The organism is Streptomyces sp. NPDC005863 (genome assembly GCF_042871345.1).
GTDB lineage: Bacteria > Actinomycetota > Actinomycetes > Streptomycetales > Streptomycetaceae > Streptomyces.
Map to the genome: position 1 here is coordinate 108,848 of NZ_JBIAII010000004.1, position 23,021 is coordinate 131,868.

Annotated in this window: 23 protein-coding genes and 2 pseudogenes; 5 read left to right on the forward strand and 20 right to left on the reverse strand. The window is 71.0% G+C overall.

Annotation, left to right across the window (positions count from 1 at the left end):
• Positions 1–10: 10 nt before the first annotated feature.
• From ACFYO9_RS16740 to ACFYO9_RS16750, 3 genes are all read right to left on the reverse strand, one after another.
• Positions 11–1,645 (reverse strand): ABC-F family ATP-binding cassette domain-containing protein, encoded by a 1,635-nt coding sequence (locus ACFYO9_RS16740; RefSeq protein ID WP_358775684.1) that lies wholly within the window; start codon positions 1,643–1,645, stop codon positions 11–13.
• 306 nt (positions 1,646–1,951) lie between these two features.
• Positions 1,952–2,860 carry a hypothetical protein gene (locus tag ACFYO9_RS16745; protein ID WP_358775686.1) on the reverse strand — a complete coding sequence of 303 codons (909 nt, stop codon included), beginning with the start codon at positions 2,858–2,860 and terminating at the stop codon, positions 1,952–1,954.
• A 155-nt stretch (positions 2,861–3,015) separates the two neighbouring features.
• A complete protein-coding gene (locus tag ACFYO9_RS16750) occupies positions 3,016–4,239 on the reverse strand; it encodes a S1 family peptidase (RefSeq protein ID WP_358775688.1) in 1,224 nt (407 codons plus the stop codon).
• A 404-nt stretch (positions 4,240–4,643) separates the two neighbouring features.
• Here ACFYO9_RS16750 and ACFYO9_RS16755 point away from each other — a divergent pair, with 404 nt between their 5' ends.
• Positions 4,644–7,688, forward strand: a complete 3,045-nt coding sequence (locus ACFYO9_RS16755) for an AAA family ATPase (RefSeq protein WP_358775690.1) — start codon at positions 4,644–4,646, stop codon at positions 7,686–7,688.
• 91 nt (positions 7,689–7,779) lie between these two features.
• Positions 7,780–8,493: a 2-phosphosulfolactate phosphatase gene (locus ACFYO9_RS16760; RefSeq protein ID WP_358775692.1), complete on the forward strand. Its 714-nt coding sequence runs from the start codon at positions 7,780–7,782 to the stop codon at positions 8,491–8,493.
• Between the two features lie 63 nt (positions 8,494–8,556).
• Here ACFYO9_RS16760 and ACFYO9_RS16765 read toward each other — a convergent pair whose 3' ends face one another.
• The 4 genes from ACFYO9_RS16765 to ACFYO9_RS16780 form a co-directional block, all read right to left on the reverse strand.
• Positions 8,557–9,162 carry a CatB-related O-acetyltransferase gene (locus ACFYO9_RS16765; protein ID WP_388666378.1) on the reverse strand — a complete coding sequence of 202 codons (606 nt, stop codon included), beginning with the start codon at positions 9,160–9,162 and terminating at the stop codon, positions 8,557–8,559.
• 104 nt (positions 9,163–9,266) lie between these two features.
• Positions 9,267–10,595, reverse strand: coding sequence for an MFS transporter (locus ACFYO9_RS16770; RefSeq protein ID WP_358775696.1), 1,329 nt, complete (start codon positions 10,593–10,595; stop codon positions 9,267–9,269).
• Positions 10,592–11,299, reverse strand: coding sequence for a helix-turn-helix domain-containing protein (locus ACFYO9_RS16775; RefSeq protein ID WP_358775698.1), 708 nt, complete (start codon positions 11,297–11,299; stop codon positions 10,592–10,594). The genes ACFYO9_RS16770 and ACFYO9_RS16775 overlap by 4 nt, the downstream gene beginning before the upstream one ends.
• Positions 11,300–11,398: 99 nt before the next feature.
• Entirely contained in the window at positions 11,399–11,821 is a 423-nt protein-coding gene (locus ACFYO9_RS16780) for an ATP-binding protein (protein ID WP_355809686.1), read from the reverse strand.
• Positions 11,822–12,045: 224 nt separating this feature from the next.
• Between ACFYO9_RS16780 and ACFYO9_RS16785 the strand changes: the two are divergent.
• The 3 genes and pseudogenes from ACFYO9_RS16785 (at position 12,046) to ACFYO9_RS16795 (ending at position 13,870) form a co-directional block, all read left to right on the forward strand.
• Positions 12,046–12,809, forward strand: a pseudogene (locus ACFYO9_RS16785) (GntR family transcriptional regulator).
• Positions 12,757–13,134, forward strand: a pseudogene (locus ACFYO9_RS16790) (MFS transporter); the annotation flags it as partial. The pseudogenes ACFYO9_RS16785 and ACFYO9_RS16790, both read left to right, overlap by 53 nt.
• Before the next feature lie 124 nt (positions 13,135–13,258).
• Positions 13,259–13,870, forward strand: a complete 612-nt coding sequence (locus ACFYO9_RS16795; RefSeq protein WP_358775700.1) for an MFS transporter — start codon at positions 13,259–13,261, stop codon at positions 13,868–13,870.
• 417 nt (positions 13,871–14,287) lie between these two features.
• Here ACFYO9_RS16795 and ACFYO9_RS16800 read toward each other — a convergent pair whose 3' ends face one another.
• The 13 genes from ACFYO9_RS16800 to ACFYO9_RS16860 form a co-directional block, all read right to left on the reverse strand.
• Positions 14,288–14,524, reverse strand: coding sequence for a hypothetical protein (locus ACFYO9_RS16800; RefSeq protein ID WP_355809679.1), 237 nt, complete (start codon positions 14,522–14,524; stop codon positions 14,288–14,290).
• Positions 14,525–15,114: 590 nt separating this feature from the next.
• Positions 15,115–15,396 (reverse strand): gas vesicle protein K, encoded by a 282-nt coding sequence (locus tag ACFYO9_RS16805; protein WP_358775702.1) that lies wholly within the window; start codon positions 15,394–15,396, stop codon positions 15,115–15,117.
• Positions 15,393–15,629 carry a gas vesicle protein gene (locus tag ACFYO9_RS16810; RefSeq protein ID WP_355809674.1) on the reverse strand — a complete coding sequence of 79 codons (237 nt, stop codon included), beginning with the start codon at positions 15,627–15,629 and terminating at the stop codon, positions 15,393–15,395. Before ACFYO9_RS16810 ends, ACFYO9_RS16805 begins: the two co-directional genes overlap by 4 nt.
• Positions 15,626–16,528: a GvpL/GvpF family gas vesicle protein gene (locus ACFYO9_RS16815; RefSeq protein WP_358775704.1), complete on the reverse strand. Its 903-nt coding sequence runs from the start codon at positions 16,526–16,528 to the stop codon at positions 15,626–15,628. Before ACFYO9_RS16815 ends, ACFYO9_RS16810 begins: the two co-directional genes overlap by 4 nt.
• Positions 16,528–16,962 (reverse strand): gas vesicle protein, encoded by a 435-nt coding sequence (locus tag ACFYO9_RS16820; RefSeq protein ID WP_358775706.1) that lies wholly within the window; start codon positions 16,960–16,962, stop codon positions 16,528–16,530. The genes ACFYO9_RS16815 and ACFYO9_RS16820 overlap by 1 nt, the downstream gene beginning before the upstream one ends.
• 9 nt (positions 16,963–16,971) lie before the next feature.
• A complete protein-coding gene (locus ACFYO9_RS16825; protein ID WP_388666381.1) occupies positions 16,972–18,063 on the reverse strand; it encodes an SRPBCC family protein in 1,092 nt (363 codons plus the stop codon).
• Positions 18,064–18,069: 6 nt separating this feature from the next.
• A complete protein-coding gene (locus ACFYO9_RS16830; RefSeq protein ID WP_358775708.1) occupies positions 18,070–19,380 on the reverse strand; it encodes a histone protein in 1,311 nt (436 codons plus the stop codon).
• A 45-nt stretch (positions 19,381–19,425) separates the two neighbouring features.
• On the reverse strand, positions 19,426–19,668 hold the full coding sequence (locus tag ACFYO9_RS16835) for a gas vesicle protein GvpG (RefSeq protein WP_355809663.1): 243 nt from the start codon (positions 19,666–19,668) through the stop codon (positions 19,426–19,428).
• Between the two features lies 1 nt (position 19,669).
• Positions 19,670–20,425 (reverse strand): GvpL/GvpF family gas vesicle protein, encoded by a 756-nt coding sequence (locus tag ACFYO9_RS16840; RefSeq protein ID WP_358775710.1) that lies wholly within the window; start codon positions 20,423–20,425, stop codon positions 19,670–19,672.
• Between the two features lie 2 nt (positions 20,426–20,427).
• A complete protein-coding gene (gene gvpJ / locus ACFYO9_RS16845; protein ID WP_355809657.1) occupies positions 20,428–20,982 on the reverse strand; it encodes a gas vesicle protein GvpJ in 555 nt (184 codons plus the stop codon).
• A gap of 60 nt (positions 20,983–21,042) precedes the next feature.
• Positions 21,043–21,360 carry a gas vesicle protein gene (locus ACFYO9_RS16850; RefSeq protein ID WP_358775712.1) on the reverse strand — a complete coding sequence of 106 codons (318 nt, stop codon included), beginning with the start codon at positions 21,358–21,360 and terminating at the stop codon, positions 21,043–21,045.
• Positions 21,361–21,476: 116 nt separating this feature from the next.
• On the reverse strand, positions 21,477–21,947 hold the full coding sequence (locus ACFYO9_RS16855; RefSeq protein WP_358775714.1) for an MSMEG_6728 family protein: 471 nt from the start codon (positions 21,945–21,947) through the stop codon (positions 21,477–21,479).
• Positions 21,948–22,238: 291 nt separating this feature from the next.
• Positions 22,239–23,018, reverse strand: a complete 780-nt coding sequence (locus ACFYO9_RS16860) for a VOC family protein (protein ID WP_358709248.1) — start codon at positions 23,016–23,018, stop codon at positions 22,239–22,241.
• Positions 23,019–23,021: the final 3 nt, after the last annotated feature.

Genomic DNA, 23,021 nt, shown 5'->3' on the forward strand with positions numbered 1-23,021 from the left:
CACCGGCGGCTCACACCGTGGGGGCCCCGGTCTCCCTGAGCACGCCGTCGGCAAGCCGCAGCCGGCGGCTCACCCCGATGTCGGCGAGAAAGCGCTCGTCGTGGCTGATCACGACGAAGGCGCCCTGGTAGGAATTGACCGCGCTCTCCAACTGGCCCGCGCTGACCAGGTCGAGGTTGTTGGTGGGCTCGTCGAGGAGCAGCAGCTGAGGTGCCGGTTCCGCGCAGAGCACGCAGGCGAGGGTGGCCCGCAGCCGCTCGCCGCCGGAGAGCACGCCCACGGGAAGGTGGGCGCGCGGGCCCCGGAAGAGGAAGCGGGCGAGCAGGTTCATCCGCTCGGCCTCGGGCCGCTCGGGGGCGAACGCGGCGAAGTTCTCCGCCACGGTGCGCTCCAGGTCAAGGAGGTCGAGGCGCTGTGACAGATAGGCGATCCGGCCGTCATTGCGCTTGATCACGCCATCGTCCGGCACGAGATCGCCGGTGATCAGGCGCAGCAAGGTGGTCTTGCCGGCGCCGTTGGGCCCGGTCAGCGCGATGCGCTCGGGTCCGCGCACGGTCAGGTCGACGCCGCCGTCGGCGAACACGGCCCGGCCCGCGTGGTGGACCTGCAGGCCCTCGCCGAGGAAGAGGTTGCGCCCGGCCGGCACCTGGGTGGCGGGCAGTTCCAGGGTGATGCGCTGCTCGTCGCGGAGCGCGCGCCCGGCCTCGTCGAGCCGGGCCTTGGCCTCGCTCACCCGGGTCGCGTGCATCTGGCCCGCCCGGCCCGCGGACTCCTGCGCGCCGCGCTTCATGTTGCCGGCGAAGATGCGGGGGAGACCGGCGCTCTTGAGGTTGCGGGCGGCGTTGCTCTGCCGGCGTTCGGCACGCTCACGGGCCTGCTGCAGCTCGCGCTTCTCGCGCTTGAGCTCCTGCTCGGCGTTGCGGATGTTCTTCTCGGCCACCTCTTGCTCGGCGCGCACGGCCTCCTCGTACGCGCTGAAGTTCCCGCCGTAGAAACGCAGTTCGTCACTGCCCAGTTCGGCGATGCGCTCCATGCGGTCGAGCAGCGGGCGGTCGTGGCTGACCAGCAGCAGACAGCCGGTGAAGTTCTCCAGGACGTCGTAGAGCTTGTGCCGGGCCTCGAGGTCGAGGTTGTTGGTCGGCTCGTCGAGAAGGAGTACGTCGGGCCGCTTGAGCAGTTGCGCGGCGAGGCCGAGGGAGACGATCTGACCGCCGCTGAGGGTGCTCAGGCCACGGTCGAGGTCCAGGTCGGCGAGGCCCAGGCGGTCGAGCTGGGCGCGGGTGCGCTCCTCGACGTCCCAGTCGTCGCCGATGGTGGTGAAGTGCGCCTCGCTCACGTCGCCGGACTCGACCGCGTCGAGGGCGCGGATGACGGCGGCGACACCGAGCACCTCGGCGACGGTGAGGGATCCCGTCAGGGGGAGGCTCTGCGGGAGGTGGCCGAGGGTGCCGCTGACCGAGACCGAGCCGGTGGCGGGCCTGAGCTCGCCGGCGATCAGCTTGAGCAGCGTGCTCTTGCCGGAGCCGTTGGGAGCGACCAGGCCGGTGCGGCCGGTGGCCAGGGTGAAGGACAGGTCGCCGAAGACCGGGGTGTCGTCGGGCCAGGCGAAGGAGAGGTTCGAGCAGGTGATGGCGGCGTCGGACATGGAGATGACCTCGAGGGGTTGAGGGCAGACAGACCTCTGCCCTGGGCAGGGTGGGGAAGGGAACGACGAACAAGGCCACGGCAGCGGCACGCGTACGCGCCGGCCGGTGGCCTGTCACACCCGGATCTCATCCGGAGATGTCGTCTTCACCCACCACGTCTGTGACTCCTCGATCAGTACTTCGTGATCAGTCTTGAATCCGCGCGTCCGTGATCGACGTGATCCCGTGATCAACGTGATCGACACGTCCGCTCATTCGGAGCGTAACAGGTGTCGATTCCTGCCACGCTTTCCTTCGACCGGACGTCACCCGGGCCACTCCCACTCGATCCCGTACACGCCCGGCCTGCAGTGGGTGGGGAGCAGATGGGTCGTGTGGAAGGTGTCGAGGGTGGTGCGGTGCCGGTGCTGGGGCTCGGCGCCGATCTGCCGGCGGTGATAGCTCCAGCAACTGGCGGGGAGCGCTCGGGGGTGGAACCGCACCTGCAGCAGGTAGGCCCGCAGCGGTGTGGTGACGCGGCGCTCGTGCTGGTGGGAGATGTCCGATGCGGCCCGGAGCGTGTAGGCGACCACCGCGGTCTCGGTCCTGGCCAGTTGCCGCCCGAGGGGGATGTCGGCGGCCACACAGCCGAGTTCGGGCAGGAATCGCATGCGCGGTGGCGGCCCGTACGGGACGGCGAGCTCCACGGTCCCGGCCTTCGGGGAGTCGAGGAAGTGGACGACGGTCAGATGCTGGACGGCGTCGCGGACCGCCTGTACGACCGTGGTGATCGACGTCTCGTGGATGGAGCGGTGCTCGTCCAGGCTCACCGTCTCCTGGATGGTCAAGGGCCGCAGCCCCTCGTTGAAGCGGGGGAACGCGTCGCCGAGCGCCTGTTCCACGTCCGAGTTCTCGCCGTAGACCGTGCGGGCGACGGCCGGATCGAGGGGCGGGGGCCCGCCGCGCGGACGATGCGGGCCGAGCAGCGAGCGCAGGGTGCCGGCGGGCAGATGGAGCAGTGGCTCCAACGCGTCCACGGCGCGCAGCGATTGGGCTCGCTCCGGCTGGCTGCGGCCGCGCTGCCAGTGGCTGAGGGTGGCGAGGCTGACGGTGATCTGCTGGGCCCTGAGGTGGTCGCGTATGCGTTCCAGCGGCAGCCCACGCTGTTGCAGGGCCTGACGGAACACGGTGGCGAACGTCGCGTCGGATCCTTCGGGGTGGGGGAGGTTCGGCATGGCGTCTTTCGGCGGGCGGGAGACACCATCGGCTCTTGGGGCGGCGGTCCCTCGCTCCGATGAAGGCGGCTCAACGGCGGTTTCCGGCCACACGGGCGACCAGGGGCCGCCCACCATAGCCGGTGGGCGGCCCCTGGTCGTCCCTGAAAGGACGGTCAGTTGGTGTTGAGCGTCAGGCCGTAGTACGAGAGGGCGTCGTCGAGCGGCTGGAAATAGGAGGAACCGCGCGAGTTGACACCTCCCGTGCACTCCTGGTCGATCGGGCCGCCGGAGGTCATGCCCTGGGCCTGGTTGCCGGAGATGTACGCGCCGCCGCTGTCGCCGCCCTCGGTGCAGACGCTGGAGGTCGCGAGCCCGGTGACCACGGTGTCGGGGCCGCCGTTCCGGTCGACGTAGGTGACGGAGACGTTGTACGAACCGACCTTGCCGCACGTCCAGCCGGTGGTCGCGCCGGACTTGCAGAGCGCGGCACCGGACGCGGCGCGGCGGCTGCCGTTGACGGCCACGTTCCCGGCCTGGCCCCAGGTGCCGACCTTCGTCGTGATCGAGTGGCCGGAGTTGATGGTGGCGACGCCCATGTCGACGCTGTTGGTGCCGATCGCGAAGCGGGTGTGGTTGCCCTTGGCGAACGCGGTGCCGTCGAAGCGCAGGGTGGGCAGGCCGGCGATGCAGTGGCCCGCGCTGACGAGGTACTGACGGCCGGACCGGTCGTGGGCGCCGTAGCCGACGGAACACCAGCCGTTGGTGTCGTTGATCGTCATCTTGCTGCCGGGGGCGATCGCGGCCTGCGGCGCGCGCTTCTCCTGGTCCCGTACGACCTTGACGGCGGAGCCGTACGCCGCGGCCTTGGCGAGGAACGCCTTCGCGGCGGCTCCGCGGTCGCTGTTGACCCTGACGGTGACCTTGTCCGAGGCCAGGTCCACGGACCAGTCGACGACACCGGCGGGTGCGCGCCGGGCGGCCGCGGCGTCGAGCCGCGCCTTGATCCCGTCGAGCGCGTCCTCGCCGCGGGCCGGCACGCGGGCGTCGAGGCCGGCCTTCTCGACGGCGGCGACGTCGGCGCTGTCGTCGACGTTGACGGTCAGCTTGCCTGCGGCGTCGAAGAACGCGCCGTCCTCGGATATCCCGCCCTTCTTCAGGTCGGCGAGCCTGGCCTGCTGAGCGGCCTGCCGGTCGAGCCGGTCGACCGCTGCCCGCTCGCTCACACCGAGCGACGCGGCGAGCGCCCGCACCATCTCCGGCTGGTAGCGCGCGTCGGACGCGGCGTCCTTGGTGGGTGCTTGTGCCTGCGCCGTGGCCTGGGTTCCCACGACCACTGATGCCGAGAGCAGGGCGGCCACGGCGGCGAATCTGTATCTACGAGAATGCGACACATTCATTCCTTCCGGATGGCAGGCGGGAACTCTCGGGTAATACGGGGAAACACGTGGGGCGTGTCCACGTGAGGTATCGCCGAAGGTGGGGTTCCCGCCCGGCGGCGAGCGTGGGGCTCGCCGCGGCATGAACTCTGGCTCAGCGCCGTTCTCTTGGACAAGGCCCGTGACCAGGGGAGCTTTTAACAGAACAGCAAGGGAACTGTTAAAACAGCACCCGCCCGCATTGGCTTTGCGACGAAATGCCGATGGCGTGCAAACGCCCCGCCCGGCCCCTCAGAGCGGCGCACTTACATTGCGTCAGCCGCGGCGTCACATTCCGGAAGTGCTGCATCAGACCTCGTCCCTGACACCGCAAGGCCCTCATACGTGCTTTCCCGCGCCTCGTACGCCATGCGATGCTCGGCACCGTGCACACCAGTCACACAAGTACCGTCTTCGTCGGCCGCGACGCCGAACTGGCCGTCCTCGGCGCGGCCCTGTCCCGGGCGGACACGGGAGAGCCGAGCGCCTTGATCATCGGCGGGGAGGCCGGAGTCGGGAAGACGCGGCTCCTGGAGGAGTTCCTCGGCCGGGCCGCCGCGGACGGAGCGGTCGTCGGCCGGGGCGGCTGTGTCGAGACCGGCGCCGACGCCCTGCCGTACCACCCCCTCTCCACCGCCCTGCGCTCGCTGCGCCGCAGGATCGGCCCGGAGCTCGACGCCGCCGTCGCGGGAGAGGAGGGCGAGCTCGCCCGCCTGCTGCCCGAACTCGGCGACATGGACCACGGCCGGACCGAAGCCGACGGCCGCGCCCGGCTCTTCGAACTCACGGCCCGCCTCCTGGAGCGGATCACCGCCGACCGGACGCTCATCCTGGCCCTCGAAGACCTGCACTGGGCCGACCGCTCCACCCGCGAACTGCTCAGCTACCTGCTGCGCGCCCTCACCGACAGCCGGCTCCTCATCGTCGTCACCTACCGCGCCGACGACCTGCACCGACGCCACCCGCTGCGGCCCGCCCTCGCCGAGTACGAGCGGCTGCGCACCGTCACCCGCCTCGAACTGCCCCGCTTCGACTGCTCCGAGGTCCGGCGCCAGCTCACCGCCCTGCACGGCGAGGCGCCGCCCGAGCAGCTCGTCGACCGGGTCTTCGCACGCTCCGAGGGCAACGCGTTCTTCGTCGAGGAACTGGCCCGCAGCATCGCCGAAGGCTCCCCGGGCGGCATCAGCGACTCCCTGCTGGACCTGCTGCTGGTCCGGGTCGAGGCGCTCCCGGACGAGGTGCAGCGTGTGGTGCGCATCGCCGCCGGGGGCGGCTCCGAGGTGGAGTTCCGTCTCCTTGCCGCCGTCACGGGCCTCGGCGAGGACGAGCTGATCGAGACGCTGCGCGGCGCTGTCGGCGCCTCCGTCCTGGAACCCGCCGACGAGGGCGAGTCGTTCCGGTTCCGGCACGCCCTGATGCGCGAAGCCGTGGCCGGTGACCTGCTGCCCGGCGAGCGGTCGCGGCTCAGCCGCCGCTACGCCGAGGCTCTTGAGGCCGACCCCGGTCTCGTACGCTCCGACGAGCGGGCCGGACGGCTCTCCGGCTACTGGTTCGATGCCCGCGATCCGGCCCGCGCGCTGCCCGCCACGATCGCCGCGGCGGCCGCCGCCCGGATGCGGCACGCCTTCGCCGAGCAGCATCAACTGCTGGAACGTGCGCTGGAACTGTGGGACGACGCACCCGACGAGCTGCGCCGGGCGGCGATACGTCAGGGGGTCGACGACGACCGCATTCGTCCGGCCATCACCCCTGAACCGACGGGGGACTTCGTGGATCTGCTCGCCGCGGTCTGCGTCGCCGCGCGCCTCGCGGGTGAACGGGAGCGGGCGCTCGCCACCAGCAAACGGGCGCTGCGCCTGCTGGAGGACGGCGCCGAGACCGCGTCCCCGGAGGCGCCGCCCGGCCCGGGCAGGGCGGATCGGATCCGGGCGGCCTGGTTCTGGACCGAGCGCTACCAAGTCATGCGTGACCTGTGCCGATCCGACGGCTGGGAAGAGCTCTCCCGAGCCCAGGAGCTGATGCGGGGCCTGCCCCCGTCCGTCGTGCACGCCGACGTCCTCACGTACGCGGCGCATTGGAACGCGGTGCACCAACCGGGCCTGCACGCCATCGAGTTGGCGCGCGAAGCGGTCGAGCTCTGCCGGACGACCGGAGCCGAGACCAGCCTCATCACCGCGGAACAGAGCCTGGCCTGGCTGATGATGCACTCCGGCGACACCGAGGGCGGGCTCCGACTGGCGCGTGCGGCGGGCGCCCGCCCACTCGTGCAGGCCAACTCCGTTGCCGTGCTGCGCGGTTACGGAAACCTCTCCACCGCACTGCACGGCATCGGCCGCTACACCGAGGCCGTCGAGACCGCCGAGAAGGGCAGCGACCTCGCCGAGCGGCACGGGCTGCCGGACATCGCCTCGTACATCGACGCGAACCGCACCGAGTCCCTGATCCAACTTGGCCGCTGGGCCGAGGCCGACGCCGTGCTCGCGCGCGCCCTCGGCCGCCGCGGGGTCAGCGTCGCCACGTGGGCGCAAATGGCGGAACAGCAGGCCGAGTTGACGGTAGCGCGGGGCAGGTACGAGGAGGCCCGCCACCACCTGGAGCAGTCCGAGACCTGGACGACTGTCACCTACCCGGAGCCGCAGCACACCCTGCTCGCGGCCCGCCTGGCGATCGTCCTCACGGCAGCGGAGGGCCGCATACTCGACGTCCGCTCGCTGGCGCGGACGGCGATCGGCGAGGCCATCCCGTTCGGCCATCAGCGCTACGGCTGGCCGCTGTTGTACGAGGCCGCGGCGGCGGAGGCGCGGGCTCGGGGCCTCGCGGTGGCGGGGCCGGGACGCGAGGAAGCGGTGGAGCGGATCCGTCGGGCGATGGAGGGCCAACCCGACTTCGCCCCCGTATGGGCGGCGCAGTCCTTGATGGTCCGGGCCGAACTGCGCACGGCGGAGGGCCTGGACGCCACCGACCTCTGGACGGAGTCGGTCACCGCGGCCGAGCAGCTCGAAACTCCGGTGCTGCTGGCCACGGCCCGCCTGCGCTTCGCGGACACCCTGCTCGGCCAGGGCGGCGCCGCAGGCGCTCGCGAAAAGGCGGGCGAACTGCTGCGCCAGGCTGCGGGGTCGGCCCACGAGCTGGGCGCGGCACCACTGGAGGCGGAGATCACCGCGCTGGCCGACCGGGCCCGGATTCCGTTGCGCCGGACCGCGAGGGAGACACCCCCGCCACCGGCGGAGGCGCTGGGCCTGACGACCCGGGAGCGCGAGGTCCTGCGCCTGGTCGCGGCGGGCCGGAGCAACCGGCAGATCGCGCAGGAGCTGTTCATCTCGCCGAAGACGGCGAGCGTGCACGTCTCCAACATCCTGCCGAAGCTGGGCGCGGCGGGCCGGGGCGAGGCGGCGGCCATCGCGCACCGGTTGGGGATGCTGGACGAGTGAGAGGTGGAGGCGGGCGTGGATGCGTGGCCCGCGAGGTGCGCCGCGCGGACCCGCCGTGACGCCGGATCGGTGAGCTGGGATCATCGCCCGCATGGACACGCGGACGATCGGAATACCCCAGGTGGACGGCGCCGAGCAGGTGGCCGTGGTGATCGACGTGATGCGGGCGTTCACCACCGCCGCGTGGGTGTTCCACCGCGGCGCGGAAAAGATCGTCCTCGCTGCGGACGTGGACGAGGCGCTGGCGATCAAGGCGAGTCACCCCGGCTGGCTCGCGCTCAAGGACGGCGCGCGGGTCAACGGGTTCGATCTGGTCAATTCCCCCGGCCTGATCCGGGAGGCCGATCTCACCGGCCGCACCGTGATCCAGAAGACCACCGCCGGAACGGTCGGCGCCCTCGCGGTCGTCGAGGCGGAACTGGCGCTGTGCGCGAGTTTCCCCGTGGCCGGCGCCACCGCCCGGGCCTTGACGGAGGCCGGCGCCGAATCGGTGACGTTCGTGGCCACCGGTGAGGACGGCCACGCCGCCGAAGACCTGGCCTGCGCCGCGTACGTGGAGCGGCTCACCATGGGGGAGCGGCCGGACCCCGGCCCCTACCTGCACCGGGCCCGCACCTCCTCGGCCGCGGACGACCTGCGCGGCGCACGCCGCGGGGGCACCCACCCCGATGACGTGGCACTGTGCTTGGAGGTGGACCGGTTCGACTTCGCCATGAGGGTCGGACTGGAGGAGGGGCTGGCGGTGCTGCGGCCGTTCCGGCCTCTCGTGTCGCCGTCGCCCTCTTCATCCGGGTCGGCGCGGTGATTCCGGGACAGCACGCCTAGGGCGATGAGCGGGAGTGCATCCTCTTGCTACGCGCGGAGTCGCTCAGTGTGCGGGCGCCGCGTTCTCCAGGCCCTCGATGCTGCCGGACATGATCGTGCGGACGTGTTCGGTGATGTGATCGGCGGGCCAGTCCCACCAGGCCACGGCAAGGAGGCGGGCGATGTCCCGGTCCTCGTACCGCTTGCGGATGAGGCGGGCCGGGTTGCCGCCCACGATGCCGTAATCGGGCACGTCCCCGGTGACGACGGAGCCGGAGGCGATGATCGCGCCGTGCCCGATCCGCACGCCCGGCATCACGGTCGTGCCGTGACCGAACCAGACGTCGTTGCCCACCACCGTGTCCCCCCGGCTCGGCAGCCCGGCCAGCAGGTCGAAGTGGTCGGCCCACGAACCGCCCATGGTGGGGAAGGGGAACGTGGAGGGGCCGTCCATACGGTGGTTGGCGCCGTTCATGATGAACCGCGTGCCGGTCGCCAGCGCGCAGAACTTGCCGATGACCAGCTTCTCCGGACCGTAGTGGTAGAGGACATTGCGGGTCTCGAACGCGGTGGGGTCGTCCGGGTCGTCGTAGTACGAGTACTCGCCGACCTCGATCAGCGGGGACTTCACCAGAGGTTTGAGCAGGACCACCCGCGGCTGCTCGGGCATGGGGTGGAGATTCGTGGGGTCAGCGGTGACGGACACGGGGCACTCTCCGGGCAGTTGAGGGACGACGCCGGGTCCATGATCGGTCATGGGCCGGGGCTGGTTCCTCACCGGGGCGGCTGTCGCTGAACCGTGGCCGCCTCCGTTTGAACGCTGTCCGGCGTCACCGGATGGTCGGCCGTCAAGGAGTGCATGCGCGGAATCGGGGACGGCAGAAGCCAGAGCAGGGACAGCGCTCCGCCGACGGCGCCGATGAGGAGGGTCGCCCGGAGGCCGATCACGGTGGCGAGGAGGCCACCGACGACGGCGCCCACAGGCCGTAGACCGTAGTTGATCGTGCTGTACGCACCGGCGACCCGACTGCGCATCCCGTCGGGGATCACGTGTGCCTGGAGGGAGTTGAGGTTGACGTCGAACAGCATGACGCCGACTCCGGAGAGGAACTGGGCCACGGCCAGGGCACCGGCGCGAGCCCAGAGGGGGCCGCCCGCGGCGGCGACGAGAGCGATCGGTGCCGGGAACAGCACGGCGCCCACGACGATGCTGCGCCCGACACCGAATCTTCGCGACACCTTCGGAGCGAGCACCGCGCCGAGGAGCGAGCCGGTGGCGCCGACTCCGAACGCCATCCCGATGACTCCCGCGGTCAGTCCGAGGGTGCGGCTGGCGAACAGCACGATCAATCCGCTGCCCGCGACAAAGGTGAAGAAGTTGACGGTCGCCGCGCATCCGAGGCTCGCCCGCAGGACCGGGTGACGGACGACGAACACCAGCCCTTCCCTGGCCCGCCTCAGCAGTGAGGATGCTGCCGCTCGGTCATGGGCGGCCGGCGACTCGTCGATCGAGACCCGCCCGACCAGAACCGCGGACGCCAGAAACGTCAGGGCGTCGACGACGACGGCGACCGGGGCGGTCAACGCCTGGACCAGCGCACCACCGACGGCGGGTCCGGCGACGTACGACGCGGAACGGCTGGTGCTGAGCTTGCTGTTCGCGTCGACGTAGGACGACCGGGGCACCAGGCGGACGAAGAACGGCGGATAGGCGGTGTTGAACAACACCCCGGCGGCGCCCGTCAGCAGAGCCACGACGTACAACTGACCGAGCGTCACCACGCCCAGGAGGTGAGCGGCCGGTACGGAGAGCAGCACCGCCGCCCGCACCACATCGGCGAGCACCATCAGGCGCCGCTTGTGGACGCGCTGGTCGACCCAGGCGCCGAGGACGATCGCGAGCAGGTTCGGGGCCCAGATGAGCGCTGTCAGCCACGCGACCTGAGGGGCCGAAGCGTGCAGCGCCCCCACGGCGATCAGCGGCAGAGCCAGTTCGGTGATCCGGTCGCCGAACTGCGAGATCGACTGACCGGCCCAGAAGCGACGGAATCGCCGATTGCGCCAGAGCGAGACGGATAAGGAGGACTCTGCGGCGGCGCTCATGACGTCTTGCCGGTCTGCCCCTCGGCTGACGGCTGGCTGGTCTGCTCCGCGGCTGACGTCCCCCCGGTACGCTCCCCGGCTGACGTCCCGCCGGTCTGTCCCTCCGCCCCCTCCGTCCAGTCCGCCCCCTCCGGCAGGACGTAACGCAGCAGCCGGACGCCGCGGCCGTCGGCCGGACGTGCGGCCTTGTCGCGCGTCACGTAAGGGGCCAGAACGCGCTCAATCTTGTCCTCGATGGCGGCGAGTTCGTCGGCGGAGACGACGACGCGGGTGTCGGCCAGACCGGCGAGCCGCCGCCACTCCGGTTCGAGCGTGGGCTCGACCTCGGCAGCCCACCGGTCCGGCAGGTCTCCGGAGCGCAGGAACATCTCCCGGGCCAGGACCCGCGCAGCCGACCTGCCCTCCTCGTCGTCCGGATCCACCGGCGCCTCGAACCGGAAACCTCGCGCCACCGCCTCCCACCGCCGCTGGCGACGGTCAGGTCCTGGCTCGGCATCACGGACCAGCCCGAAGCTCGCCAGATGCCGCAGATGCCAGCTGGTCACCGAGGGCGTCGCTCCCACATGGGGTGCGAGGTGCGTCGCCGTCGCCGGACCATGCCGCTGCAGGCGTTCGAGGATCGCCAGCCGCACCGGATGTGCCAGCGCCCGCATCGCCTTCGGGTCGGTGATCTCGACATCGCCCAGACGGTTACCGGTCTCCATGATGTGAGAGGTTCCTCTCACATATTGTGAGAGTCAAGTCTCATACCGGCGGCACACGGTGCGGGTCCCGCCGGGAGAGGTGACGGGCGTGCCGAAGGCCTACCGGCCCGACAGCGCCTCGGCCGGCGGCGTGAAGCAGGCGGTGACCGTCTTCCCGTCCGGCTGCTCGTGCGTGTGCCAGTCGGTGGCGACGGCGTCGACGAGCGCGAGCCCGCGTCCGCCGGGCGAGGTGGTGTCCAGGGCGCGGGGTGTGGGCAGATCGGGATCCGAGTCGTGAACACTCACGTGCAGACACCGGCTGTCCCAGGTCAGGATCAGCTGCGCGTCGCTGTGCGCGTGCACGTGAGCGTTGGTGATCAGCTCCGACACGGTCAGCAGCACGTCGTCCACGGTCTCCGGGGCGTGCGCGGTCCACTCCAGGGAGTCCAGGTGCTCGCGCACCCAGCGCCGCCCCTCCCGCGCCCCGCTGGACACGGGAAACGACCGGGCCCAGCCCACGGCCCTCATCGACATGTCGGCCATACGCCTCCTTTCAACGCGTGGCCCTCCGAGTACCCCGATGCCCGCGAAACAAGGCACCGGGTCGAACGGCTGTGGGAGGGCGTGCGCTCGGAACGTATTTCTACTGCAGCAACATTTTCCCGGTGCAGTAATTTGCCGACTCCCACCCAAGTGGTGACGTGCTCCCTCAGTGACCGGCTCTGCACGTGACGCTCCCGCAGGACAAGACGACCGGAGGACCCTCCATGCCCCGAGAGGCGCCGTACCTCGCGCTGGCCGATGTGTTGCGCGCGCGAATTCTCGCTGGGGAGTGGGAAATCGGAGGGCGGCTGCCGTCCCGTGCACGGCTCGCCGTCGAGTACGGGGTCGGACGCAACGTCATGCAGAGGGCCATGGACCGACTGATCATCGACGGTCTCCTTGAAGGGCGTGCCGGCTCCGGCACCTACGTCCGCATGCCGCGAGAGCGTCTGAGGCTCGTCCGCTCGCGACACCGTGGGCGGCGGAGAGCTCTCCCCTCTGGCCCGACAGGAGGGAGCGGGGCAGGGCTGACGCCTGGGACGCACACAGCCAGGTGAGGGTCCCCGCGCCTGGCTCGATCGCCGAACGGCTCGCCATCAGCCCGGGAGGTCTCTGCGTTCAGACGCACTACGAGTTTCTTGCCGAGGGGCAGCCCGTACAGCTCTCCGAGTCCTGGGAACCGATGGCCATCACGGAGGGAACGCCAGTCGTATTGCCCGAAAGGGGGCCCCTTGCGGGAAAGGGCGTGGTCGAGCGCATGCGTTCCATCGGTGTGGTCGTCTCGACCGTGGTCGAGATGCCGCGCCCGGCTCGTGCCACCCAGACGCAGGCGAATCTGCTCGGTATCAGCGTCGGGGACCTGGTGCTGCAGCTCGAACGGACCATCTTCGACACGGGCGGGCGCCCGGTGGAAACGGCCGACATGGTCATTCCGGATGTACGCCGGGAAGTGGTCTACGAGTTCGAAGCCGGTCGTCCGCGGTCGTAGCAGGAACCATGCCGAAAATGCCAACTCGACAGTAGGGTATTCCGTGCTGAACTCCTCCCGGCCAAACCTCCTGCGTGATCGGGACTTCGGTCGGTTGATCGCTGTCACTGCGCTCGGTCAACTGGGCGACCGCGTCATCTTTCTGGCACTGCCTCTGGTCGCCATTGCGGCCCTGCACGCCGATGAGTTCCAGGTCGGCTTGCTTACTGCGATGACGACGGCGGGGTCGCTCCTGATCGGCTTGCCGGCGGGCGCGTGGGTGGACCGTGTGCGGAAGCGCTCCGTGATGGTCAGCGCCGATCTCGCTCGCGCGCTTTTCCTCGTGACTGTCCCGGTGGCGTGGTGGACGAGCCTTCTCACCATGTCATGGCTCTACGCGGTTGCCCTGGCGCATGGGGTGTTGACGGTCTTCTTCGAACGTTGCGTACGTCAGCTATCTGCCTCACTTGGTGGGCCGCGACAACCTCGGGGAGGGGAACGCGAAACTGTCGACGGTACGCTCCATGACGAGTATCGGCGGGCCGACGGTGGCGGGCCCGCTGGTCGGCATGGCGGGCGCCCCTGCGACGCTTCTCGTGAGTTCGGCCGGAATGGCCTTGTCCGGGCTGCTCGCGACCACCATCCGTAAACGCGAACAGAAGCCTGAGCCGAGCGAACGCCCCCATCTGGTCCGAGAGATCAGGGAGGGGTTGAGGTTCGTCGCCAAACACCCTGCCCTGCGCGCGATCATGCTCGGGGACGCGATATTCAACCTGTTCCCGGTCATGTACCAAACCATGCTGTTGGTCTTCCTGGAGCGAGAGCTGGGCCTCGAGTCTCTTGGCGTCGGCCTCATCCTGTCGGGAATGGGGGGTGGCGCTCTGTTGGGTGCGCTGGTGGCGACCAGAGTGTCCGCGTGGGTCGGGCAAGGGCCGGTCATCTGGCTCGCGTCACTGGTCACCTGTCCCTTGACGGTGCTCATGCCGTGGGCGCGAACGGGGTGGAGTGGGAGCGTGTACGTGGCTGCTGTGGGCCTCGCGGCCCTTTCGCTGGGCGGAGTTGTCCGAGTGGTGGCCCAATAGAGCATCCAACAGGCCCTGACCCCGGATCGGTTACTGGGCCGGATGAGCGCAACCACCCGATTCTTTTCCTCGGGTGGCATTCCTCTCGGCGGGCTCTTGGGTGGAGCCGCGGGCTCGGTCTTCGGGGCGACGGGCACGTTGTGGATCGGCGGGACGGGTATGACGCTGAGTTTCCTGCCCAATCTGCTGTCCCCGCTTAGGACTATGCGTACGTTGCCCACGGAGAAGGCCCCCGAGTTCGCGGGTTGAGGCCTGACGTCGTATGGCCCAAGGGATGTCCAGAGTGCGCGGTCAGTCCACCGTCTGGCCCCGGCCGCCAGTTGTGCGGCAGGTCGAACTCGCCCTCTCTCAGGGTGACTTCGCCGACGAAGACCGCAATCGGCCCGGCCGGACCACCGCCCCGGGCACGTGGCAACCTCAGCGCTCGCCCACCCAGCGAGCGTCCGGCGGCCAGTGCCCCGTGTCGAGGATGTGCTGGACGAGTCTGAGCGCCTCGCCGATGGGGACGGTGTCCTCGTTCGCGTACTCGTCGTCCTGTCCGTGGGAGAGGACGAAGCCACCGCTCGTCCCCTGAGCCCCCGCGTCCACGGCATGCTCGCCGGGGTCGTCCGCGTCTTCGAGGAGCATCACCAGCGCGCGCTCCGCATTCGTCACGAAAGCCAGAGACCGGCCCGACGAACTGGTCAGCCACGTCTCCAGCCGACCGTCGTCGATCCTCGCCCGCAGGGCCGCCGGCGCTGCCGCGGATGACACCGGCCCAGAGGTGTCACCATCGCCCTCCTCGATCACCCACGACTCGCTCATCCGCTCACCCACGACTTGCCCACGACTCGCTCACGAGCATGACGGTCTCACAGGGCGAACCCACCGGCCCCCAGCCCGGCCTGGTCCGGGTGACGTAACGGGCCCGGGCGGAACGGGCCGCCACGGTGCGAGGGTGCGAGGGTGCGCGACGGACCTGTGGTCCTCAACGCTGCCGTACGGAACGCGGGACGAGGCGCCCGAGGCGAGCGCACGGTATGGCGCGGGATATGTCTCGTACGACGCTGGAGGCATCGCGTACCAGCAGCGTCGGAGACTCGTCGCCGACGGCGACCACTCGCACCATGTCTCGGCCCCCCGGCCCCTGTACGCACAGCGGATCCCGTCCAGTGTCCCGGATTCCGCCGACGTCGCGCACGCAAAAGCCCCATCATCATCCAAATGAGTGAAGGGGACTCTGGTGGATCACGCCGTCGCGCAGGTCAGTCGTACGGCAGGAGTGAACCGAGCGGTCCCAGATCGAGGTTCAGGTCCTCGCGGCGCAGGCCGTGGCGCTCGCAGAGCTCCGTCATGCGCTCGTCCAGGAGCATGAGCGCGGTGCCGACCCGCTCCTCCTGTTCGGCGGTGAGGTCGCCCGCGTCGAACCGGCGGACCGCCTGGCGCTCCATCAGCTGACGGAGCAGTTCGACGACGGTCAGGACGAGCGAGGCCAGGTCACGCCCGACCTCCTCGGCATCGAGGTCCAGGCGCGCGGTACGGGTCACAGCGGGCCCCCGTCCGCCCACGGCGCGGGAACGCGCTCGCTCACCGACGCCAGCAGGGCGTGCAGCGAGATGCGTACGAGGGGGACCTCGGCGATGGCGATGACCAGGTCGCCGCTGACCACCACGCCGGTGCCGAGGACCCGGTCGAGGAGGTCGACCAGGGGGACGCCGATGGGGGCGCCGCTGTCCGGTCCCTGCCAGGAGACGGGTTCGGCGGTCGTGTGCGGGCTCATGCGCGACTCCCCGCGGCATCCTGTGGGACGGTCTCGTGCGGGCCACGGTCGCGCGGCTCCGCAGTGGCTGGCGGGCGGTCGCCCGGACTGCTCGCGACCTCTGTGAAGGAGGCGGCGTCCACGAACGAGTACGGCACCCACGGGCCCGTGACCTCGACCTCGGAGTCCTGGAACTCGGGCGCCGCCCGCAACTGCTCCACCAGTGCCAGGAGTTCGGCGGCGCGGTCCTCGGGGACCAGGTAGGCGGCGTTCATGATCTGGGCGCGGTCGCGGCCGGTGACCTCGGCGCTGTGCGGCCGCCTTCGTACGGTGGCGTCGGCGAGGGAGAGGACCGCGCGGTCGAGCAACTCGGCTGCCTGTACGGCCCGTTCCCTGCGCTGCTCCCGTGCCTGACCGCGCTCACGGAGACGGTTCAGGTAGGCGCGGCCGGTGGCGGGAGTCGGGGTCGGAGCCGGTGTGGGCTCCGGTGCAGGGGCCGAGGTCGCGAGCAGGTTGACCTTCACCGCCCACTCCGCACGGCCCGCGATCCGGGCCAGACCGCGTTCGAAGCGGGGTGCGTGCGCCAGCAGAGCGGTCCGGGCCCGTTCCTGCGAGTGGAAGAGCGTCGCCAGCGGAAGCGGGATCGCCGCTCCCCGCGCGGCGAACGCGGTGACCACGGCGTGGTGGGCGCGCACGCAGCGTTCCAGGGTCGCCGGCTCGGACAGCCGCCCGTGCAGTGATTCCTCCGAGTACGTGTCCGACGGAACGTCCTGGACCACGGACCACAGCGCGCCCACCGGCATGAGGCGCAGGGGACCGCCGCCCTCGTGGCCCGACAGCGCCGGGGGGAGGTCCGGGCCGCGGCCCCGGCGGACGGCGAACACGCACACGGCGTGCGGGGCGGTCGTCGTGTCGGTCATCAGCGGGGAGTCTCCTTCGTCCGGTCCTGTCGGGAGTCGCGGTCCTGACGGGAGCCATGGTCCTGGTGGGGTTGGTGGTCCTGGCGCAGCTCGCGGTCCTTGCGGTCCGCGTGGTCGCCGGCCGGGTCCAGTTCGTCCAGCCGGTCGCGCAGACGGCGGTTCTCCTCGCGGAGGTCGTCGCGGGCGGCGCGCGACGAGAGCGCCGGGTCCGTCTCCCACCAATCGATGCCGGCCTTGCGCGCGGTGTCGACGGAGGCGATGAACAGCCGTACCCGGATGGTGAGCAGCTCGATGTCCAGCAGGTCGATCTTGATGTCACCGGCGATGACGATGCCCTTGTCAAGCACGCGTTCGAGGATGTCCGCGAGACTGCCGTCGGCGGGGCCCACCGCGTGCGGCGCCTGCGGGGTGCGCCAGGTGTCGAGATCGCTCATGGCAGCCGGTCACCGCCTCCGGCGCGTACGGGGACGGTCCCGCTCGTCGTCGTCCTCGTACGCGTCGTCCTCGGCTGCGTCGTCGTCCGCTTCTTCGTCCTCGTCCTCCGGATAGTCCTCGTCCTCCGGCTCGTCGCTCTCGCCCTCCTCGGCGTCGCGGTCCTCGTCCCCTTCGTCGTCGTCCTCCGCGTAGTCGTCCTCGTCCTCGCGGCCGCCGCCGCTGTCGCCGTCGTTGTTGTCGTTGTCGTCGTCCTCCAGGCCCTCCTCGTGGGACCGGACGACCTCACCGTCGCGGATCTCCCCGCGCCAGCCCTCCACTTCCTCGTCCGCGTTCAACGTCACGTAACGGGCGAAGTGCTTGAGGTCGAGCCGAAGGCGACGGCCCTGAGCGCGCCACAGATTGCCGGTCTTCTCGAAGAAGCCGGCCGGGTAGTACTCGACGATCAGGACGATGCGGGTCAGCGTCGGGCCGAGTTCGTGGAAACTGACGGCACCGCGGGTGCTGCCCTTGCTGCCCTCGGACGACCAGACGATCCTGTCGTCGGGCAGCTGCTCCTGCACCGTGGCCTTCCAACTCCGGTTGGAGGGGCCGACCTTCAGCTTCCAGTCGGAGCTGACCTCATCCGACGTGGAGACGCTCTTGACGCCCTTGGTGAAGCCGCTGAACTCCTCGAACTGCGTCCAGTGGTCGTACGCGGTGCGCAACGGGACGCCCACGTCGACGGTTTCGACGATGTTGGTGACCTTGGCGTCACCGCCTCCGCCGCCACCGCCCGACGAGAACAGGTCCTTCGCCTTGCCGACGACACTGTCCTTGACGTCCTTGGCCTTCTCGGCCAGGGCCGCCTTCACCGGCGACTCGCCCTTCGCGGCCCGGGCTCCCACGCGCGACAGCGTGCCGCCGTTCTCGGCGGCGTCCTGCAGCTTGTCGGTGAGGCCGCCCAACGCGTCGCCCGCCCGGTCCGACAGGTGCTGGGCCTGAGCGCCGAGGAATTCCGTGAACTCGCTGCGGAGCCGGTCCATCCCGGATTCGCCGTCACCTCCGCCCTGCCGGCCGCCGCCCTTCTTGCCGTTCCCGGCGCTGTGTTTCCGTTCGGCCATGGCCGGTCAGCTCCTCTGCCTCGAACGCGGCGTCGACTTCCCGGCGGCCTTCTTGCCGGCGCCGGTCTTCCTCGCGGTGGTCTTCTTTGCGGTGGTCTTCTTCGCCTGGGTGGTCTTCTTGCTCGGTGCGGTCTTCCGCGTCGCGGTCTTCTTCGTGGTGCTCTTCTTGGCGGCGCTCTTCTTGCTGGGAGCGGCCTTCTTGCTCGCCGCGGTCTTCTTTGCCGAAGCCGTCCTGCTCGCCGCGGTCGTCTTCGCGGCGGCCTTCTTGGCCGGGGCCTTTTTCGCCGGTGCGGCCTTCCTGGCCGGTGCCGCCTTCTTGGCCGGTGCCGCCTTCTTCGCGGGTGTCGCTTTCTTCGCCGACGCGGCCTTCTTCGCCGTCGACTTGGAAGGGCTGGTCTTCTTCGCCGAGGGCGAGGACTTCTTGGTCGCCGGGGCGGACTTCTTGGCCGGCGGGGAGGACCTCTTCGCGGCAGGGCGGCGATCGGAGGCGGATCTGCCGGCACCGGAACCTCCGCGGGCCGCGCCCGACGGTTCCGCCTCGCCCGCTCGACCGGACGGCGACGAGCGGCCGGACGCCTGCCGGCCCGACCTGCCCGTCCTGCCGGTCTTGCCCGACGCCGACTTCTTCGACGCGGTCCTCTTGGCCGCGCCCCGCTTCGTCGCGGAGCGGGCGGCCGAACGTTCCCGGCCCGTGTCCCGGCGCGACGACGCCTGACGGTCCGGCTCCCGACGCGTGCGCTCGCCGCGGTCACGGGTGCGGCCATGCCTGCGCGAGGGCTGACGACCCCTCGACGAGGTCACGCCCCGCTCGGCGTCGTCATCCTCGTCCTCGTCTTCCGCGTTGTCTTCGTCTTCGTCTTCGTCCGAATCTTCCGGCCCGTAGTCGTCCTCGCCGTCGTCGTACCGGCCCTCGGGCTGGTCCTCGTCGCCGTAGTCCTCGTCCTCATCATCGTCCGCGTACGCGTCCGGCTCGTCGTCCTCGTCCTCGTCCCGTCCGCCAGATCCCGAGCGCAAGGCCTGCGTACGTTCGTGCAGCATGTCCGCGAAGGAAGCCAACTGCCGGTCCGCGGCGGCGGACACGGCGGAGCGCCCCGCGCCCATCAGCTCGCCCCGCACCTGGTCGGTCAGCTCGGCGAACTGCGGTGTGTCGCGCAGCCGTTGCATGCCCTGGTTGAGCAGTTCCTGCGGCGAGAGGCTGAACTTCCGGCCCGCGAGGTACGTGCCCACGGCGAAGGCGAGCTTCGCCTTCTTCGTACGGCCCAGGAGGTATCCGCCCGCCACAGCGGCGCCGAGAGCGATCTTGCTGGTTTCGTTCATGAGGAAGTCCCGTATGGATCGATGACGGACGACGTCGCGGGGACGTCAGGAGGCCGGTCGGTGAGGTCGCCGCTCCAACAGATCGAGCAGCTTCTCCTCCTCGCGTTCGAAGTGGTCGAGGTCGATCTCGCCCTCGTCCAACGCTTCGTTGAGAGCGGCGAGCCGGGCCCGGACGGCATCCGGCGAGTACATCTCGTCCTCCGCCGCCTCGATCAGCCGGTCCGCGACCCAGCCGACGCCGCGTACGGGAGCCAGGGGAAGCAGGAGCAGGCCGCTGATGAGTCCCACGTCAGACAGCCGTGGGGACGGGGTCGGCGGGCACGAAGCTGTAGCAGGGCAGGGGGCCGGTGAGGGTCAGCGTGATCCGCCCCCGATGCCGGTCGGCGAGCGCGTCGACGGCACGCTGGAAGGCGGTCGCGGCGGTGTGCGGTACGAGGAAAGAGGCGTTGAGCGCGCCTCCCGTGATGTCCCGGCCTTCGCTGAACTCGGCTGCCAGCGGGCGCAGTTGCGCCACGACGTCGGCGGCTGCCTGCTCGGCCCGCCGCTGCAGCCCCACGGCCACGGCCTCGCCGAGCCGCACGTTGGCCTCGTATCCCGGCCGCCGCCGCGTGCTCTCCCGCAGGGCGCGCAAGCCGGCGTCCTCCCGCAGGAGATCGGGCAGGGCATCGGGTACGGGAGCGCCCTTGAGGTTCCACTCGGCCTTGCCGGCCAGCCGTTCCAACGCGGCGAGGTGCGCCGGCCGCGCGGCGTCCAGCCCGGCGAGGACGGCATCGGTGTCGGGAGCGATCACGCCGAAACGCATCGGCAGTACGGCGCCGTGGTCGGCGAGCACGCGGAGCACCTCCTGGTGGGCGCTCAGATCGCGGCGCCGGGCCCGCGGCCGACCGCTCACGGGACTGACGACGGCGGCAAGACCGTCCCGGTCCACCACGGACACCGAGGCGTTCGTGTCACCGACGGCACGGCAGCGCTTCGCCTGCGCGGCCGTGCCGGAGCCGGCGATGGCGTACACGTACAGGCCGTACGGGGCGGGGGGAGCGGGCACGGTCAGTCCTCTTCGTCGTCTTCGTCACGGCGTCGCGAACGCGGCCGCCGGCTGTCGTCGCGACTGCCGGATCCGCTGCGGGAGCGGGCGGGCGTACGGGAAGGGGCGCGGCGGCGGGGGCCGGAGTCATCGCGCTCCTGGCGCTCCCGGCGGTGCTCGCGCTCGTAGTCACCGTCGTGGTCGTCGTCATCGTCGTCGGAGGGGCCGAGGCCCAGGGTGTCCTTGACCTTGTCGCCCACGGACCGCGCCGCGCTCTTGGCGCCCGCCTTGCCGAGCGCCCCGACGGGGCCACCGCCGCCGAACAGCTCGGGGACGGTCTTGCTGCGGGAGTCGTGTTCGAGGTCGAGGCGGTTGCACGCCTCGGCGAAGCGGAGATAGGTGTCGACGGACGCGATCACGATGCGGGCGTCGATCTTCAGGATCTCGATGCCGACCAGCGAGACGCGCACGAAGACGTCGATCACCATGCCGCGGTCGAGTATGAGCTCGAGGACGTCGTAGAGGGTGCCGGCGCGTGGTGCGCACGCGACGACGTCCTCGCTGTAGGTGGTGGTCATGGCGGGCCCTGCTCCTTTCGACGGCGCACGCGTCCTGGCGACGGCGCACGCGGTGACGCCTCAGCTGTCCGCCCAGCCGCGGCGGTAGCGGCGGACTCTGCGGTACTGCGTCAGGCGGCCGTGCGCGTCCAGATCCACCTCGTAGGTGGCCAGGAGGCTGGTGGTGTCCGGGATGCGCGGGACTTCGAGCACGTCCACGCACACCCGCCACCCGTCGCTCTCGGTCGGACAGACGGCGGACACCCCTTCGGCGGGGTGCCCGATGAGGTCGCTCAACGTCCGGCAGGCCTCGCGGACCAGTTCCCCCAGGTCCGCGACGCCGCGCTCGGCGGACCGGCGCGCGGGGGCCTGGGTGCGTCGTGAACGCTGCTCCGTCATGCGACCACTCTTGAACGGGGCGGGCGCGACGGCACGGCCTGATAGACCGAACAGGTAGCGGACGCGCCGGACCGGCCGCCCGAGTCGGTCGCACGGGGAGTCTCAGCGGGCCGACCTCACGACGGGGCGCGGTCCGAGGGCGGCCAGACGTAGGGCAGGTCGCCGGGGACGTCGGGGAAGAGGGGGGAGTAGATCTCCGGAGCCTTGCGCACCAGCGCCGACCGGTGGCTGCGGTGGAAGGCCGGGTCCCCCAGCCAGGGAGGCAACTCGCCGTCCTCGGTGAGTTCCTTCTGGGTGCGTACGGCGGCTCCGGGACGATGCCGACCGAAGTCGGTGACCAGAGTGGTGGCACACGTGTCGCCGCGCCCCTCCGCCACCCAGACCGCGCACACGTCGAGGCCGTAACGGACCAGCGCCTCCTCATAACCGATCCACATGCGCACCGCCGGGTGATGCCGCCATCCGTAACCGGGCACCGTCAGACCGCGCAGCACCTGGAGGGCCTCGACCCGCTGTTTGCCCAGGCGGGCGCGGTCCAGGACGGCGGCGGATCGTGTGAAGTCGGAGTACGGGAGAAAGGTCTGCACGCGGCATGCCTACCGCGGCGGGCCGGATCCCACCCCTCCGTGCGCGGGATGGGTGGCCCGCCCGTGCGTGCGCGGGGCGGCCGCCCGTGCGTGCGTGGGGAGGCCGCCGGGCCAATGCCTCGTACCAGCTGGACACGGCCGCCGCGTGAGCGCCGCACTCCGCGACCGAGCCCCGAGCCCCGCGCCCCGCGTCCAAGCCCCGCGCTCCGAGACTGAGCCCCGCGTCCAAGCCCCGCGCCCCGCGACTGGGCCCCGCGCCGAAGCTCCACGTCGGCGCCCCCTCCGCCACCGTCACATCCGCGGGTCCGGCCTCAGCAGCGCGAAGACCGCCCCGGCGGGGTCCGCGGCCCAGGCGATCCGCCCGACCTGCGGGACGTCCGCCGCCGGCACGACCACGCTTCCGCCGCCGTCCTGAACCGCGGCGACGGTGGCGTCGACGTCCGCCACCCGGAAGTATGGCACCCACCTCGACGTCCCGTCGGCACCCTCCTCCTGCGCGACACCGCCGAAGGAGCCCTCCTCCTGGTCGCCGTCCGCGACGCTGAGCACCCGGTACCGCATGCCGGGCGCCTGCATCTCGGAGTGCCGCCACCCGAAGACGCCGGTGTAGAAGGCGATGTCCGCGTCCGAGTCCGGTACGTGGAGCTCCACCCACACCAGCGTGTTCTCCTCGGAGGCCACCTCCAGGCCGCCGGTCTTCGCGGGCTGCCAGATCGCGAACTCGGCGCCCTGCGGGTCGGTGAACTGCGCGAGCCGGCCCTCGCCCATCACGTCCATGGGCTCCATCCGCACCGTCCCGCCGCCCTCGCGGACGGCCCGCGCGGTGGCATCGGCGTCCGGGCTCTGGAAGTGGACCATCCAGGCGGACCGCGCGCCCTCCTCGTTGAGCGGGCCGAGCGCGGCGACGGTCTTGCCGCCGACGCGGAAGAAGCCGTAGCCGCCCGCCTCGGGTCCGGCGGAGGCGAACTCCCAGCCGAAGACCCGGCCGTAGAACGCGGCGGCCGCGTCCGTGTCGGGGCTGCCGAGGTCGAGCCAGTTGGGCGATCCGGTGCGGAAGTCGGTGCCGAGCATGAT

Bases quoted from the DNA above. Each gene is read 5' to 3' on its own strand.
- ACFYO9_RS16740 (WP_358775684.1), bottom strand. From the start codon at position 1,645: ATGTCCGACGCCGCCATCACCTGCTCGAACCTCTCCTTCGCCTGGCCC.
- ACFYO9_RS16745 (WP_358775686.1), bottom strand. From the start codon at position 2,860: ATGCCGAACCTCCCCCACCCCGAAGGATCCGACGCGACGTTCGCCACC.
- ACFYO9_RS16750 (WP_358775688.1), bottom strand. From the start codon at position 4,239: ATGAATGTGTCGCATTCTCGTAGATACAGATTCGCCGCCGTGGCCGCC.
- ACFYO9_RS16760 (WP_358775692.1), top strand. From the start codon at position 7,780: ATGGACACGCGGACGATCGGAATACCCCAGGTGGACGGCGCCGAGCAG.
- ACFYO9_RS16765 (WP_388666378.1), bottom strand. From the start codon at position 9,162: ATGCCCGAGCAGCCGCGGGTGGTCCTGCTCAAACCTCTGGTGAAGTCC.
- ACFYO9_RS16770 (WP_358775696.1), bottom strand. From the start codon at position 10,595: ATGAGCGCCGCCGCAGAGTCCTCCTTATCCGTCTCGCTCTGGCGCAAT.
- ACFYO9_RS16775 (WP_358775698.1), bottom strand. From the start codon at position 11,299: ATGGAGACCGGTAACCGTCTGGGCGATGTCGAGATCACCGACCCGAAG.
- ACFYO9_RS16780 (WP_355809686.1), bottom strand. From the start codon at position 11,821: ATGGCCGACATGTCGATGAGGGCCGTGGGCTGGGCCCGGTCGTTTCCC.
- ACFYO9_RS16810 (WP_355809674.1), bottom strand. From the start codon at position 15,629: ATGAGCCCGCACACGACCGCCGAACCCGTCTCCTGGCAGGGACCGGAC.
- ACFYO9_RS16815 (WP_358775704.1), bottom strand. From the start codon at position 16,528: ATGACCGACACGACGACCGCCCCGCACGCCGTGTGCGTGTTCGCCGTC.
- ACFYO9_RS16820 (WP_358775706.1), bottom strand. From the start codon at position 16,962: ATGAGCGATCTCGACACCTGGCGCACCCCGCAGGCGCCGCACGCGGTG.
- ACFYO9_RS16825 (WP_388666381.1), bottom strand. From the start codon at position 18,063: ATGGCCGAACGGAAACACAGCGCCGGGAACGGCAAGAAGGGCGGCGGC.
- ACFYO9_RS16830 (WP_358775708.1), bottom strand. From the start codon at position 19,380: ATGAACGAAACCAGCAAGATCGCTCTCGGCGCCGCTGTGGCGGGCGGA.
- gvpJ (WP_355809657.1), bottom strand. From the start codon at position 20,982: ATGACCACCACCTACAGCGAGGACGTCGTCGCGTGCGCACCACGCGCC.
- ACFYO9_RS16850 (WP_358775712.1), bottom strand. From the start codon at position 21,360: ATGACGGAGCAGCGTTCACGACGCACCCAGGCCCCCGCGCGCCGGTCC.
- ACFYO9_RS16860 (WP_358709248.1), bottom strand. From the start codon at position 23,018: ATGCTCGGCACCGACTTCCGCACCGGATCGCCCAACTGGCTCGACCTC.